At 73.8% G+C, this 14,902-nt stretch carries 11 protein-coding genes; 5 read left to right on the forward strand and 6 right to left on the reverse strand.

What is annotated here, in order from left to right; all coding sequences use genetic code 11:
* Positions 1-11: 11 nt before the first annotated feature.
* Positions 12-1,022: an EamA family transporter gene (locus OG435_RS20765; RefSeq protein WP_266878657.1), complete on the reverse strand. Its 1,011-nt coding sequence runs from the start codon at positions 1,020-1,022 to the stop codon at positions 12-14.
* Positions 1,023-1,069: 47 nt separating this feature from the next.
* Complete coding sequence (locus OG435_RS20770; RefSeq protein WP_430625664.1) at positions 1,070-4,144, reverse strand: FAD-binding and (Fe-S)-binding domain-containing protein; 3,075 nt, start codon at positions 4,142-4,144, stop codon at positions 1,070-1,072.
* A gap of 50 nt (positions 4,145-4,194) precedes the next feature.
* On the opposite strand from OG435_RS20770, the gene serC reads away from it, so the two are divergent.
* The 3 genes from serC to OG435_RS20785 all read left to right on the forward strand — a co-directional run bounded on the left by serC (position 4,195) and on the right by OG435_RS20785 (position 7,352).
* Positions 4,195-5,313, forward strand: coding sequence for a phosphoserine transaminase (serC, locus tag OG435_RS20775; RefSeq protein ID WP_266878658.1), 1,119 nt, complete (start codon positions 4,195-4,197; stop codon positions 5,311-5,313).
* Between the two features lie 355 nt (positions 5,314-5,668).
* A complete protein-coding gene (locus OG435_RS20780) occupies positions 5,669-6,724 on the forward strand; it encodes a hypothetical protein (protein ID WP_266878659.1) in 1,056 nt (351 codons plus the stop codon).
* Positions 6,717-7,352 (forward strand): class F sortase, encoded by a 636-nt coding sequence (locus tag OG435_RS20785; RefSeq protein ID WP_266878661.1) that lies wholly within the window; start codon positions 6,717-6,719, stop codon positions 7,350-7,352. Before OG435_RS20780 ends, OG435_RS20785 begins: the two co-directional genes overlap by 8 nt.
* A gap of 60 nt (positions 7,353-7,412) precedes the next feature.
* On the opposite strand, the gene OG435_RS20790 is transcribed toward OG435_RS20785, so the two are convergent.
* Positions 7,413-7,997, reverse strand: a complete 585-nt coding sequence (locus OG435_RS20790; protein ID WP_266878663.1) for a TerD family protein — start codon at positions 7,995-7,997, stop codon at positions 7,413-7,415.
* A 177-nt stretch (positions 7,998-8,174) separates the two neighbouring features.
* On the opposite strand from OG435_RS20790, the gene OG435_RS20795 reads away from it, so the two are divergent.
* On the forward strand, positions 8,175-11,330 hold the full coding sequence (locus OG435_RS20795; protein WP_266878664.1) for a sacsin N-terminal ATP-binding-like domain-containing protein: 3,156 nt from the start codon (positions 8,175-8,177) through the stop codon (positions 11,328-11,330).
* A 560-nt stretch (positions 11,331-11,890) separates the two neighbouring features.
* Here the strand turns inward: OG435_RS20795 and OG435_RS20800 are convergent.
* Positions 11,891-12,874: an ArsR/SmtB family transcription factor gene (locus OG435_RS20800; protein WP_266878666.1), complete on the reverse strand. Its 984-nt coding sequence runs from the start codon at positions 12,872-12,874 to the stop codon at positions 11,891-11,893.
* 93 nt (positions 12,875-12,967) lie between these two features.
* Between OG435_RS20800 and OG435_RS20805 the strand changes: the two genes are divergently transcribed.
* Entirely contained in the window at positions 12,968-14,158 is a 1,191-nt protein-coding gene (locus tag OG435_RS20805) for an MFS transporter (RefSeq protein WP_266878668.1), read from the forward strand.
* A gap of 12 nt (positions 14,159-14,170) precedes the next feature.
* Here the strand turns inward: OG435_RS20805 and OG435_RS20810 are convergent, their stop codons facing one another.
* Positions 14,171-14,614: a hypothetical protein gene (locus tag OG435_RS20810; RefSeq protein ID WP_266878670.1), complete on the reverse strand. Its 444-nt coding sequence runs from the start codon at positions 14,612-14,614 to the stop codon at positions 14,171-14,173.
* Positions 14,611-14,901, reverse strand: a complete 291-nt coding sequence (locus tag OG435_RS20815; RefSeq protein ID WP_266878672.1) for a hypothetical protein — start codon at positions 14,899-14,901, stop codon at positions 14,611-14,613. Before OG435_RS20815 ends, OG435_RS20810 begins: the two co-directional genes overlap by 4 nt.
* Position 14,902: the final 1 nt, after the last annotated feature.

Genomic DNA, 14,902 nt, shown 5'->3' on the forward strand with positions numbered 1-14,902 from the left:
GCACTTCAAGATCAGTTCGGCTGAGAGCTCCGTGGGCGGGTCCGCCGGCTGTCCGGCTGCGCGTCCTGCTGCCCGGCCTGCGGGTCGGTCTGCGAGCGGACCGCGCCCATGCTCGCCACGATGACCAGCGCGATCGCCGCCGCGTCGAGCGCCGACAGCGCCTGGTTCAGGATCAGGAAGCCGGCCGTCGCGGCGATCGCGGGCTCCAGGCTCATCAGGATCGCGAAGGTCGGCGCCGGGAGCCTGCGCAGGGCGAGCAGCTCCAGCGTGTAGGGCAGTACCGAGGACAGCAGCGCCACGCCCAGGCCCAGGCCCAGGGTCTCGGGGCGCAGCAGGGCCGAGCCGGCCTCGATCACGCCGAGCGGCAGGGACAGTACGGCCGCCACGGCCATCGCCAGCGCCAGCCCGTCCGCCTGGGGGAACCGGCGGCCGGTCCGCGCGCTGAACACGATGTACGCCGCCCACATGCCGCCCGCCGCGAGGGCGAAGGCCGCGCCCAGCGGATCGAGGCCGCCGAGGCCCCCTCCGCCGTGGGTGGACAGCAGGACGACTCCGGCCAGCGCCAGCCCGGCCCACAGCAGGTTCAGCAGCCGGCGCGAGACCACGACGGAGAGCACCAGCGGGCCCAGCACCTCCAGGGTGACGGCCGGGCCGAGGGGGATCCGGTCGATGGCCTGGTAGATGAACCCGTTCATGCCGGCCATGGTCACGCCGAACCAGACCACGGTCGACCAGTCGGACCGGGAGTACCCGCGCACCTTGGGCCGGCAGACGAGCAGCAGCACCAGCGCGGCCGCGGCGAGGCGCAGCGTGACCACGCCGGCCGCGCCCGCCCGCGGCATGAGCATCACCGCGAGGGCGGCACCGAACTGCACCGAGACGCCGGCCGTGATGACCAGCGCGACCGGGCCGAAGCGGTCCCGGAAGGAGCCGTCCGCGGGGGCGGGGACCGGGGCGGCTTCCGTCGCTTGCGCGGACACGGTGGTCTTGGCGGTGCTCGGGGGGCAGGAGGGTGCGGGCATTTATCCAGATTAGGGGGTGCGTAAGGACCGTGCTTCCGTGTTTTGCCTTACATCCCGTGTGCGTCCGGTTCCGGCGGGCCCTCGTGCAGCCCCTCCGCCAGGACCTCCGCCAGGTGGCGGGCCCGGCCGCCGGCCAGCTGCGCGATCTGGGTCCGGCAGGAGAACCCGTCCGCCAGCACCTCCGTACCCGGGGCCGCCGCCCGCAGGGACGGCAGGAGCTGCTCCTCGGCGCAGGCCACGGAGACCTCGTGGTGCCCGGGCTCGAAGCCGAAGTTGCCCGCGAGGCCGCAGCAGCCTCCGCTGAGCCCGCCCGTCAGCCCGGCGCGCTCGCGCAGCCGGCGGTCGGGGCCGTCGCCGAGGACGGCGTGCTGGTGGCAGTGGGTCTGGCCGGCGACCGGCCGGTCGAGGCGGGGCGGCTGCCAGTGGGGGGCGTGCTCCTCCAGGGTCTCGGCGAAGGTTCGGACGGCCGCTGCGAGACGGGATGCGCGGGGGTCCTGCGGGAGCAGGGCGGGCAGATCGGTGCGGAGCGCTGCCGCGCAGCTCGGTTCGAGGACGGTGACGGGGCCCTGCGGGTCGCCTACGGCGTCCAGGGTGCGGCGGAGGACCCTGCGGGCGGTGTCCAGGCGGCCCGTGGAGATGTAGGTCAGCCCGCAGCAGACCCGCCCCGCCGGGACCACGGGCTCCAGGCCGGCGGCCCGCAGGACCCTTACGGCGGCGTGGCCGGCCTCCGGCGCGAGGTACTCCGTGAACGTGTCCGGCCACACCGTCACGACGGTCGCGGCACCGGTCGCCCCGGGCTCCGCCCCGGACCCGGACGGGCCCTGCGGGGCGAGGTCCCCTACCCGCCCTTCCACCGTTCCCCGGGGCTGCGCCCCGGACCCCCTGGGGCTCCGCCCCAGACCCCGGTCCTCAAACGCCGGACGGCTGAAATGGCGCTCCGCGCCATCCAGCCCCTCCGGCGTTTGAGGAGCAGGGGTCCGGGGACTGGTCCCCTGCAACGGCGCCGCATCCGGCAAAGGGTCCGGGCGGAGCCCGGGGAACCGTGGAAGGGCGGGTAGGGGACCTCGCCCCGCAGAGCCGGCCAACCCGCGGGTGAACGGGGTCCGGGCCAGCCGGGGCAGGGGCCGGGACCGCTCCAGGCCCGGGACGCGGAGGAAGCGGGACACCAGGTTCACCGGGCCCGCCGCCCGGAGGGTGGCGATCAGGTGGAGCCAGCCCGGGAGGCCGCCCAGGGCGTAGTGGGAGAGCGGGCGCAGCCGGCCCGCCCAGTGGCGGTGGAGGAACTCCGCCTTGTAGGAGGCCATGTCGACGCCGACGGGGCAGTCGCTGCGGCAGCCCTTGCAGCCGAGGCACAGATCCAGCGCCTCGGCGACCTCCGCCGACCGCCAGCCGTCGGTCACGATCTCCCCGGCCAGCATCTCGTGCAGCAGCCGCGCCCGCCCCCGCGTGGAGTGGCGTTCCTCGCCCGTGGCCCGGTACGACGGGCACATCACCCCCGGCCCCCCGACCTCGGTCGACCGGCACTTGGCGACGCCGACGCACCGCGCCACCTCCCCCGCGAAGGGCAAGCTGGGCAACACCGCGAAGCGGAGGTTCTCGTCGAGGCGGGCCGGGCGGACCAGGATCCCGGGGTTCATGCCGCCCGCCGGGTCCCAGACCCGCTTGTAGGACTCGAAGAGCCCGATCGCCGCGGGCCCGTACATCCGCGGCAGCAGTTCCGCCCGCGCCTGCCCGTCCCCGTGCTCCCCGGACAGGGAGCCGCCGTGCGCGACCACCAGGTCGGCGAGGTCCGAGGAGAAGGCGCGGAAGCGGGCCACGCCGGGCGGCGTCACCAGGTCGAAGTCGATCCGTACGTGCACGCAGCCCTCGCCGAAGTGGCCGTACGGGGATCCGCGCAGCCCGTGCTCCGCCAGCAGGGCCCGGAATTCCCGCAGGTAGGCGCCGAGCCGGGCGGGCGGTACCGCGCAGTCCTCCCACCCGGGCCAGGCCATGGTCCCGTCGGGCATCCGGGTGGCGGTGCCCGCCGCGTCCTCGCGGATCCGCCACAGGGCCCGCTGCGCCGCCGGGGCGGTGAGCAGCAGGCCGTCCACGGCGTCGGAGGCCCGCAGCACGGCCCGGGCGGCGCCCTCGTCGCGCATCTCCACGAACAGCCAGGCCCCGCCCCGCGGAAGCCCGGCGGCGGCCCCGCCCACCAGGTCGGCGGCCATCCCCTCCACGGTCAGCGGTCCGTACTCCAGCAGCCCCACCGCGGCGGCCGCGGCCGCGCTCTCGTCGGCGTACCCGAGGACGGCCAGCGCCGGTGCGGGCGGCAGCTCCACGAGCCGTACGAGCGCCTCGGTGACCACGCCGAGCGTGCCCTCGCTGCCGCAGAACGCCCGGGCCACCCCGGTGCCCCGCTCGGGGAGCAGCGCGTCCAGGCCGCCGTAGCCGGAGATCCGCCGCGCGAAGCCGTCGGCCGGGCCGCCGGCCATGCCGGTGCGCAGGACGGCCAGGTTCCCCGACACCAGCTCCCGCAGCCCGTCGGGCGCGCCCTGCCAGCCGGTGCCGAGCCGGTACGAGGCGCCGTCGTACGCCGTCACCGCCAGCTCGGCGACGTTGTCGGCGGTGGTCCCCCAGGCCACGGAGTGGGCCCCGCAGGCGTTGTTGCCGATCATCCCGCCGAGCGTGCAGCGGGAGTGCGTGGAGGGGTCCGGTCCGAAGGTCAGCCCGTGCGGGCGGGCCGCGTCCCGCAGCCGGTCGAGGACCAGGCCGGGCTGGACGACGGCGGTGCGGGCGGCCGGGTCCAGGGAGACGAGGGCGTCCAGGTGGCGGGTGAGGTCCAGGACGACGCCGACGCCCGTCGCCTGGCCCGCGATGGAGGTGCCGCCGCCGCGCGGCACGACCGGGACCCCGGCCGCGGCGCACACCGCGAGCGCGGCGGCCACGTCGTCGGCGTCGTACGGGGCGACCACGCCGACCGGGACGCGGCGGTAGTTCGAGGCGTCCATCGTCGTCAGGGCCCGGGCGGCGGCCCCGAAGTCGACCTCTCCGCGCAGGTTCTTCCGCAATGTCCGTTCGAGTTCACCGGGTGACGTCACGCCGGACAGCCTCCCACCGCCTCCGGCCCGTCCGTGTCGTCTCATCGGGTGGACGCGGCTCCAGGACGCGGACCCGGACCCGATACGCTCGGCTCGTGGCCGAGATCCAGATTCCCGCTGACATCAAGCCCGCCGACGGACGCTTCGGCGCGGGCCCCTCCAAGGTGCGGACCGAGGCGCTGGACGCCCTCGCCGCCACCGGTACCTCCCTGCTCGGAACCTCCCACCGTCAGGCCCCGGTCAAGAACCTGGTCGGATCGGTGCGCCAGGGCCTCCGGGACCTCTTCTCCCTCCCCGAGGGCTACGAGGTGATCCTGGGCAACGGCGGCTCCACCGCCTTCTGGGACATCGCGACCGCCGGTCTCATCGAGCGGAAGTCGCAGCACCTCACCTTCGGTGAGTTCTCCTCCAAGTTCGCCAGCGCCGCGAAGTCCGCGCCGTGGCTGGACGCCCCGTCGGTGATCTCCTCCGACCCGGGCACCCACCCGGATCCGGTCGCCGAGGCGGGCGTGGACGTGTACGCGTACACCCACAACGAGACCTCGACGGGTGTCGCGGCGCCGATCAAGCGCGTCGCGGGCGCCGACGCGGGTTCGCTCGTCCTGGTGGACGCCACCTCGGGCGCCGGCGGTCTGCCGGTGGACATCACCGAGACCGACGTCTACTACTTCGCCCCGCAGAAGTCCTTCGCCTCCGACGGCGGCCTGTGGCTGGCGGCGTTCTCGCCGGCGGCCCTGGAGCGCGCGGCCCGCGTGCACGCCTCCGGCCGGCACATCCCGGAGTTCTTCTCGCTGCCGACGGCGATCGACAACTCGCTGAAGAACCAGACGTACAACACCCCGGCGCTCTCCACCCTCTTCCTGCTGGACCAGCAGCTGGAGTGGATGAACAGCCAGGGCGGTCTGGAGTTCACGACCGGCCGTACGTCGGCCAGCGCGGCCCACCTGTACGGCTGGGCCGAGGCGTCGAAGTACGCCAGCCCGTTCGTCGCGGACTCCGCCAAGCGCTCGGCCGTCATCGGCACGATCGACTTCTCGGACGACATCGACGCGGCGGCAGTCGCCAAGGTGCTGCGCGCCAACGGCATCGTGGACACCGAGCCCTACCGCAAGCTCGGCCGCAACCAGCTCCGTATCGCGATGTTCCCGGCGATCGACCCGGCGGACGTGCAGGCGCTGACCGCGTGCGTGGACTACGTGATCGAAGCCCTCTGACGGATACGCTCCGAAGCCCCCGGTGACATCTCGTCACCGGGGGCTTCGCGTTGTCCGGTTCCTCGCCGAAGAGGCCCCGATCCGGTTCTGAGCCGGTCCTGAGGCAGTCCTGAACGAGCCCTGAAGAACGAAGTCCCGCGCGCGGCCCGGAACCCCGGGACCTTGGTCCCAAAAATCGGGGCAAAGAGCCCGCAAACGGAGGATCCTCACCGCCTCCACGGCCTGCGGTTTTATGGCGCGGGACCTTCGACAGGGGGCCCCGGCGGCCCCTCGGAGGGGCGCAACCAACCACCCCAGGATGTCCCTCATGTCTGGTGTGCCGGGAACGAACCCCGGCCCGTTCAGGAGGAACCCCATGCGCAAGGCACTCACCCTCTCGGCGATCGCCCTCGCCTCGTCTATGGCCCTGGCAGTCCCCACCGCCGCGTTCGCAGCCGACGCCACCCCCGCCGCGCACAGCAGCGCGAGCGCCGACGCCAAGACCGCCCCGGTGGCCCTGAAGGTCTCGCCCTCCTCCGGCAAGCCGGGCGACTCCGTCCAGATGTCGATGGAGGTTCCCGACGGCTCGACGAACCTGTCGATCTCCTCCGAGGCCCTGAACAACGTCAAGATGACCGACGGGCGCGGCGCCACCGCCACCATCGCCAAGGTCGCCGACGGCAACTACGGCATCTCCCTCACCGGCACCGGCCCCAAGGGCGAGAAGCTCCAGGCCACCGCCCAGATCGCGGTCAAGGACGGCAAGACCGCCCCGGTGGCCCTGAAGGTCTCGCCCTCCTCCGGCAAGACGGGCGACTCCATCCAGATGTCGATGGAGGTTCCCGACGGCTCGACGAACCTGTCGATCTCCTCCAAGGCCCTGAACAACGTCAAGATGACCGACGGGCGCGGCGCCACCGCCACCATCGCCAAGGTCGCCGACGGCAACTACGGCATCTCCCTCACCGGCACCGGCCCCAAGGGCGAGAAGCTCCAGGCCACCGCCCAGATCACGGTCAAGGACGGCAAGACCGCCCCGACGCCGGGCACTTCGACGCTGAGCCTGTCCCAGGACCACGGCAAGCCGGGCGAGAAGATCCAGGTCACCATCAAGACGGCGCCGAACGAGAAGAGCGCCTTCATCAAGTCCGACGCCTTCGGCGGCCAGGTAAACCTGAAGAACGACGGCAAAGGCGTCTGGACCGGCACCGCGGTCGTCGCCAAGGACGTCAAGTCCGGCTACTACGGCGTCGACGCCTTCGCGGGCGGCAAGAAGTTCGACACCGTCAAGTTCTCCACCGACGCCACCGGCCCGGTCAACCCGAAGCCGGCCCCGCTCGACCCGAGCCAGCACAAGACCCCCAAGGGTTCCGTGAACACCGGCCAGGCCCCGCTCGGATGGGTCCCCTCGGACGCGGCAGACAATGGCTGAGCAGTCCACCCCTGAACACGCCCCCCGCCGGAGCGGCCGCGCCCTGCGCGTGGCCGCCTTGGCGGGCGCCGCCGGCCTCACGGCCTTCCTGATCACTTCCTGCGCCTCCGGCGGTGACGACGCGGCCAAGAACAACCCGGCCGACGCCAAGAACGCCTCGGTACTGAGCGCCTCCGTCCCGGACCGCATCGTGATCCCGGACATCAAGGTCGACGCCCCGCTCGACACCGTCGGGCTCGACGCCAAGGGCGTCATGCAGGAGCCCGATTTCGCCAAGCCCAAGGACGCGGCCTGGTACAAGGAGGGCCCGACCCCCGGGGAGAAGGGCGCGGCCGCCATCGTCGGGCACATGGACACCCCCCAGGCGCCCGAGGCCGTCTTCTACAACCTCAAGAAGCTGAAGAAGGACGAGAAGATCGAGGTCCACCGCGACGACGGCTCCACCGCCGTCTTCGCCGTGGACGAGGTCGACACCTTCAAGAAGGACCAGTTCCCCACCGACAAGGTCTACGGCGACACCCACGGCAAGGCCGAGCTCCGCGTCATCACCTGCGGCGGCGAGCTCACCAAGGACCGCCACTGGGACGCCAACGTCGTGGTGTTCGCGCACCTCGTCGGTAAGGAATGACCCCTCTGCCCGGGCTGGTTCCGGTCGGGCTGGTTCTGGTTCGGGCTGGTTCCGGTCGGGCTACTTGGCCACCGCGAAGCGCATCAGGGCCTGCTCGTCACCCGGCTTGATCTTTCCGGTCTCGTTGATGACATGGAGCTTCCAGCCGGCCCCGTCGCGGACCGCCTTGGCCACGGCGCAGCCGTTGTCGCTGCCGAGCAGGCTCGGCCAGATGTCGGCGACCTGCTGGGTGCTGCCGCCCGTGCCGTCGTACACCTTGAAGCTGATGTTGCGGGCGCTCTGGAAGGAACTGCCCTTCTTGTACGCGGCGGCGACGAAGACGATGGACGTGACGTTGCCCGGTATCCGGGCGAACTCGACGGTCACCGTCTCGTCGTCGCCCTCGCCGTGGCCCGTCTGGTTGTCCCCGCTGTGCCGCAGCGAGCCGTTGCCCATGGGATCCAGCGAGTCGAGGCCCGCGAGGCGGACCGGGTCCGAACCCTGCATCGCGATCGCGATGAGGTCCAGGTCCGTCCCGACCTTCCGCTTGAGCTTGCCCAACAGGCCGCCGCTGCTGCCCACGGTGGGGTCCCACGAGACACCGATGGACAGGTGGGTTACGCCGCCCAGGTCCGCGGGGCCGTCTTCCTTGGTGAGCGTGATCATGCGCAATCCTCACAAATAGCAGTGCGATACCGACTCCTGCAGTCTGCCTGACGCCGGTTCGTTTGCGGAGCCGCTCGGCGCACGCGATACCTTCAGGGCCTCGGCATCCGGTGTTCCGCGGATGCCGTACGGCGCGGTACAGCGCGGTACACCGCAGTGCAGCTTGGAGGCAGCAGCGTGAGCGTGCGAGTGACGGCGGCCCAGGACGGCGTGGACCCCTTCGGCACGGCCCGGCTGCGACGCGGGGTGCTCGACGCCTGGGGCGCGGGCCCGGCCCGGTTCCGCGAGGACGCCAACGCCGAGGAGGACCTGGCGCTCGGCGGCTACCGCGACCGGCTCGTCGTCGAGCTCGCGCAGAACGCCGCCGACGCGGCCGCCCGCGCCGGGGTCCCCGGCCGGCTGCGGCTCACCCTGCACGCGGGCACCGACCAGCCCGACGGGCACGCGCTGCTCGCCGTCTCCAACACCGGCTCCCCGCTGGACGCCACCGGCGTGGAGTCGCTGTCCACCCTGCGCGCCTCCGCCAAGCGCGACGACTCCTCGGGGAGCGTCGGCCGCTTCGGCGTCGGCTTCGCCGCCGTCCTGGCCGTCTCCGACGAGCCCGCCGTCCTCGGCCGGCACGGCGGCGTGCGCTGGTCCCTGGCCGAGGCCCGCGAACTGGCCCGGGGCGCCGCCGTCGGCAGCTCCGGACTCGGCGAGGAGCTGCGCCGCCGCGACGGCCACGTCCCGCTGCTGCGCCTCCCGCTGCCCGCCGAGGGCACCGCGCCCGAGGGCTACGACACCGTCGTGGTGCTCCCGCTGCGCGACGCCGCCGCCGAGGAGCTGGCCCGACGGCTGCTCGCCGCCGTCGACGACGCCCTGCTGCTGACCCTGCCGGGGCTCGCCGAGGTCGTCGTCGACACACCGGCCGGGGGCGTGCGGACGCTGACCCGCCGCACCGAAGGCCCGTACACCGTCATCGCCGACTCCGCCTCGGACATCAAGCGCTGGCGCACCGTGCGCCACTCCGGCCCCATCGAGAAGGCCCTGCTCGCCGACCGGCCCGTCGAGGAACGGCTGCGGCCCGTCTGGGCCGTGTCCTGGTCCGTGCCCGTCGACTCCGAAGGCGCCCCGGTCCGCCCCGCGACCGCCGCCGTGGTGCACGCGCCGACCCCGACCGACGAACCGCTCGGCATCCCCGCGCTGCTCATCGCGACCCTGCCGCTGGACACCACCCGCCGGCACCCCGCGCCGGGGCCGCTGACGGACTTCCTCGTGGAGCGCGCGGCCGACGCGTACGCCGAACTGCTGGGCTCCTGGGATCCGGTGAGCACCGCGCTCGTGGACCTCGTACCCGGTCCGCTCGGCAAGGGCGAGCTCGACGGGGCCCTGCGCGCGGCCGTCATCGCGCGCCTGCCCCGTACCGCCTTCCTCGCGCCCGCCGCCCCGCCCGAGGAGCCGGCGGAGGGGGAGCCGCTGGAGCGGGCCGCCCTGCGCCCCTTCGAGGCCGAGGTGGTGGAGGGCGCGGGCGCCGACACCGTACGGGTCCTCGCGGAAGTGCTGCCGACCCTGCTCCCGGCCGGGCTGGAGCGCCGCCCCGAACTGCGCACCCTGGGCGTGGGCCGGCTGCCGCTGGGCGAGGCCATCGAGCGGATCGCGGGCATCGAGCGGACCCCCGCGTGGTGGTACCGGCTCTACGACAGCCTCGCCGGGGTCGACCCCGACCGGCTCTCCGGCCTCCCCGTGCCGCTGGCCGACGGCCGCACCGCGATCGGGCCCCGGCACCTGCTGCTGCCCGGCGCGGACGCCCCCTCGGCGGGCGGGCCCGAGCAACTGGCCCGGCTCGGCCTGAAGGTGGCCCACCCCGACGCGGTGCACCCGCTGCTGGAGAAGCTCGGCGCGCTCCCGGCGAGCCCGCGCGCCGTCCTGACCACCCCGCAGGTGCGGGCGGCCGTCGCGGCCTCCCTGGACTCCGGGGAGATCTGGGACGAGGACGCCCTCGACCCCGAGGAACTCGCCGACATCGTCCTGGGCCTGGTCCGGGACGCCGAGCTCTCCCCCGGCGACGAGCCCTGGCTGGGCGCGCTCGCCCTGCCCGACGAGGACGGCGAACCGACCCCGGCCGGCGAACTGCTGCTGCCCGGGTCCCCGCTGGCCTCCGTGGTCCGCGAGGACGAGATCCCCTACGTGGACGCCGAGTTGGTGGAGCGCTGGGACGAGCGGACCCTCACCGCCGTGGGCGTCCTCGCCGCCTTCCAGCTGGTCCGCGCCACCGACGTGGTCCTGGACCCGGACGAACTGGAGCCCCGCGACGGGGACTTCGCCGAGCCCGACGACGCCGGCCTGCTCGACGCCGTCGACGTGTGGTGCGAGGACCTCCTCGACCAGCTCCCCGAGACGCCCGTGCCGCCGGTGGCCACCGAGCTGGTCGCCGTACGGGACCTGGACCTGGTCGACGACGACTGCTGGCCCCAAGCCCTGGCCATGCTGGCACAGCCCCCCTTCCGGGACGCCCTGACCCAGCCCGTGCGGGTCCTGCTCCCGGACGGCACCACCCGCTCCGTGCGCTCGTACACCGCCTGGTGGCTGCGCGACCACCCGGTCCTGGACGGCCGCCGCCCGGCCGGCCTGCGCTCGGCGGGCGGCGACCCCCTCCTGTCAGGCCTCTACACCCCGGCGGACGCCACCGGCTTCGAGGACGAGCAGGTCCTGCGCGCGCTGGGCGTACGCACCACCGTGCCCGCCCTGCTGGAGGAGCCGGGCGGCGCCGCCGAGCTGCTCGGCCGCCTCGCCGACCCGGACCGGGAGGTCGGCGGACGCCAACTGCACGGCCTGTACGGGGCGCTGGCGGACCTGGACCCCGAGCAGGTCACCCTGCCCGACGAGCTGCGCGCGGTCGTGGACGGCGAGGTGGTCGTGGTCGACGCGGCCGAGGCGCTGATCGCGGACGCCCCGGACCTGCTCCCCCTGACGGCCGGCCTCCCGCTCCTCCCGGTCACCCCGTCCCGGGCCGCCGATCTGGCGGAGCTGTTCCAGGTCCGGCGCCTGTCGGAGACGGTCCCGGCGGAGGTCACCACCGAGGGCGAGGAGCACGAGGTCCCCGAGTCGGTGCACCAACTCCTGGGCCCGGCCACCCCGAAGAGCTACGTGGAGCACGAGGAACTCCTGGCGGGCGGCATCGAACTCGACTGGCGCCGCACCCCGGACGGCACCCTGCACGCCTCCACCCTGGAGGGCGTCGCGGCGGCCCTGGCCTGGGCGGCGGGCCAGTGGCCCCGCCGCTTCGAGGTGGCGGCCCTCCTGGAGGACCCGACTCGCACGGCGGAACTGGCCCGGGACCGCTGGTTCGACTGAGGCTCAGACCGCCGGTCCGAAGCCCGTCACCGTCGGGTGGGGCTTCGCCGTGCCCTTGCCCGGGAAGATCTTGACCTTGCCGGAGGCGTTGGCGGACCAGAGGTCCGGGATGCCGTCACCCGTGAGGTCGCCGTCGGAGCCGACGCGCGGGTGGCCGGCCGGGGCCAGGGTGGTCAGGACCGGCCCGGCGGCCGGATTGGCGAAGGCCGTGAAGTCCGGTGCGTCCGGGGTGCCCTTGATGGTGAAGGCCCGGACCGTGCCGTCCTTCTGCGAACGGGCCCACAGGGTCGGGAAGTCCGTGCCCTGTGCCCGGCCCGAGGTGAGGAGGTCCGCTGACCTTGGGCGCCGCCGGGTCCCCGGCAGCGGCGGCCGGCGCCGCGGCGGCCAGCAGGGCCAGGGCCGCTGTCGAGAGTGCGCGTGCTCGTTTCACGTGGTGGTTCCCCCCAGGGAATACGGAAACTCGGTGTCGGACGGCCGTAATCTTCCACAGGGGCCACCGCCCCGCATCGGCATTGAACGATCACCGTCACGTACCGGCCACGCCTCCAGGGGGGTGACCGTCAGCCCACCGGCGTGAGCAGCGCGTCCGCGATGGCCGTGCGGGCGTAGAGGACCGAGCGGCCGGCACGGTGGCCGGTGACCAGGCCCGCGTCGCGCAGGGCCGTGAGGTGCTGGGAGACCGCGGCGGTGGACAGGCCGCTGTGGCGGGCCAGTTGGGTGGTGGAGGCCGGGGTGTCGAGTTCGGCCAGGAGCAGCGTGCGGGAGCGGCCCAGTACGGCGGCCACGGCGTCGGTGGCCTTGGTGGCGCGGGGCTCCCAGAGGGTGCCGATCCCCCGTGCCGGGTAGGCCAGTTGGAGCGGGTCGGGGGCCACCGAGCGGGTCAGGACCCGGGGCCAGGCGAAGGCGGAGGGCACCAGCAGGAGGCCGGGGCCGGTCTGGGCGCGGGTCAGCGCGCAGGCCCGGCGGACCATGCGCAGGGTGCCCGAGTCCCAGGTCACGGTGGAGTGGAGCTCGTTGAGGACGTGCGCGGAGCCGTGTTCGGCGACCTGCCGGGCCCGGTGGAACACGTCGGCCTCGAGGAGCTGGCGGATCCGGGGCCAGTAGGGGGCGAGGGCGAGTTCCCAGTAGGTCTGGATCTCGTCGGTGACCTTCTCCAGTACGGCTTCGGGGTCCTCGTGGAGCAGCCTCAGGCGGGCGGACGGGCGGCCCTTCGACGTGAGGGTGGCCAGGTCGGCGCGTACGTTCTCCGGGCTGCCGGCGCGGATGGCCGCCAGCTCGGCGGCGAGTTCCGGGAAGGGGCCGGCCGGGGTCGGGTTGAGGAAGTCCGCGAGGTAGCCGCCGCCCGGGATGAGGGCGGCGAGCCAGCCCCGGTCCAGGCCCGCGCTCTGCAGCCGGGGCCGCACCTGCGCGGCCCAGCGGCGGTGCAGCGGCGGATCGCTCTCCGCGTTCAGCAGCCGGTAGCTGGTGACGACCTCCCACATCGGGGACACCGCGAAGCGGGTCTGCGCCAGGTCCGCCGCGGAGAAGTTCAGTTCGTATTCCATGGTCCCGCGTGCCCCCGCCGCCGTTTCCGCCCATTTGATTCGGCCCCACCTTAATCAATGGGCACCCTCCTGCCCAGAGCGCAGGCTCCTCTCATGCCCTCCTCCTTCCGCGGTCTTCCGCCCCTCGTCTGGACCCTCTTCGCCGGTACGGTCGTCAACCGGCTCGGCTACCTCGTCACCCCGTTCCTCGTCTTCCTCCTCGCCGACCGGGGCATCACCGGTTCCGACATCTCCTTCGTGCTCGGCGCGCTGGGCGCCGGCCACCTCCTCGGACCGGCCCTCGGCGGACTGCTCGCCGACCGGATCGGCCGCCGCCCCACCATGCTGATCGGGCTCATCGGCTCCGCCGTCGCCCAGGGCGCCCTGTTCCTGGCCCCGGGGCTCTGGACGATGGCCGCCTCCGCGCTGCTGCTCAGCACCGCCGGAGCCACCGTCGGGCCCGCCACCTACGCACTGCTCGCCGACGCGGTGGACACCGGCTGGCGGCAGCGGGCGTACGCCCTGTTCGGCTGGGGCGTCAACATCGGGACGGCCGTCGCCGGGGTCCTCGGCGGCTTCCTGGCCGCGCACGGCTACTGGCTGCTCTTCGCCGTCGACGCCGGTTCGGCCCTCGTCTACGCCGCCGTGGTCGCGACCCGGCTGCGCGAGCCGGCCCGCACCGCCCCGACCAAGGCCTCGGGAACGGGCTACGGGGTCGTCCTGCGCGACCGGCTGATGCTCCTGCTGCTCCCGCTGCTCGGCATCCAGCTGTTCGTGTACTCGCTGACCGAGGTGGCGCTGCCGCTGGCCGTCCGCGACAGCGGCCTCTCGCCGGCCGTGTACGGGGCCCTGGCGGCGGTCAACGCCCTCCTGGTGGTGGGCCTGCAGCCGTTCGTGACGGCCCGGCTGTCGGGACTGCCGCAGCTGCCGGTGCTCGCCGCGGGCAGCACCCTGATCGCCTCCGGGGTGGCACTGACCGGGGTCGCGGACTCCGTCACCGGCTACGTGGTCTCGGTGGTCGCCTGGTCGCTCGGCGAGGTGGCCGTGGCCGGCATCGCGGCCTCGCTGGTGGCCGACCTGGCTCCGGCCGACGCCCGGGGCCGCTACCAGGGAGCCTTCAGCTGGACCTGGGGCACGGCCCGCTTCGCCGCCCTCACCCTGGGCGTCGCCCTGTACACCGGGGTCGGGCCGGCGGTCCTGTGGTGGGGCGCCCTCGTCGCCGGACTGCTCGCCTCGGTGGCGGTCCTGGGCCTGCGCGGCCGGATCGCGACGCGCACGGAGCGGGACCTCGGCCTGGCGGCGTAGGGCACCCCAGGGCTAAACCGACTCGACCACGACCGGGTGCCCCGACAGGAGCCGCCCCAGGTCGTCCACGTCCGAGGTGAACACCGTCACCTGTGCGCCTCGCCTCGACTTCGCGACGGCCACGGCAGCCAGGACGGCGTCGATGGCGTACGTGTGGCCGTGCAGCCCCGCCTCCGTGAGGAGTGCACGCGCGAGGCCGACGAGCGGGTCATCCGCGTGGACGACTTCGATGCGGGACAGTGACCAGTCCCAGAGCCGGGGCTCCTTGCCCGGCCGTGGATCCCATGCCTCCAGCGTCGTGAGCCCCGAGGTGACGACCGGCACCTTGCGGTCCCAGGCCTTGTTGACCAGACCGACGATGGCCCGGTCCCCGCGCACCGCTTTGGACAGCACCTCGGAGTCGAAGACGAACACCCGCGGGCGATGAACGGGCGCGGGCTTCGACGGCGGCGTCATGCCGCAGCCTGCTGTCCTGAGTCGGGGGTCACCTCGGCTCCGGCTCTCAGCGCATCGTGTTTGGCGTCGATCTCGGCGAGCCACTCGTCCGTGGCACGGAGTTCCTCGTCGGTCAGGGCGCCGTACTCCTCCTGAAGGCCGGCCGACAGCTCACCCAGCTTGTCCACCGCGTCCCTGCGGGCCGCCGCTTCCGTGATGTACGCCGACACCCCGCGCGCGTCCACCCGGGAACGGATCGACTCCAGCAGCTCCTCAGGCACGGTGATCGTGATCTTCTTCGTAGCCATA

It is taken from the genome of Streptomyces sp. NBC_01264, assembly GCF_026340675.1.
Classification (GTDB): Bacteria; Actinomycetota; Actinomycetes; order Streptomycetales; family Streptomycetaceae; genus Streptomyces.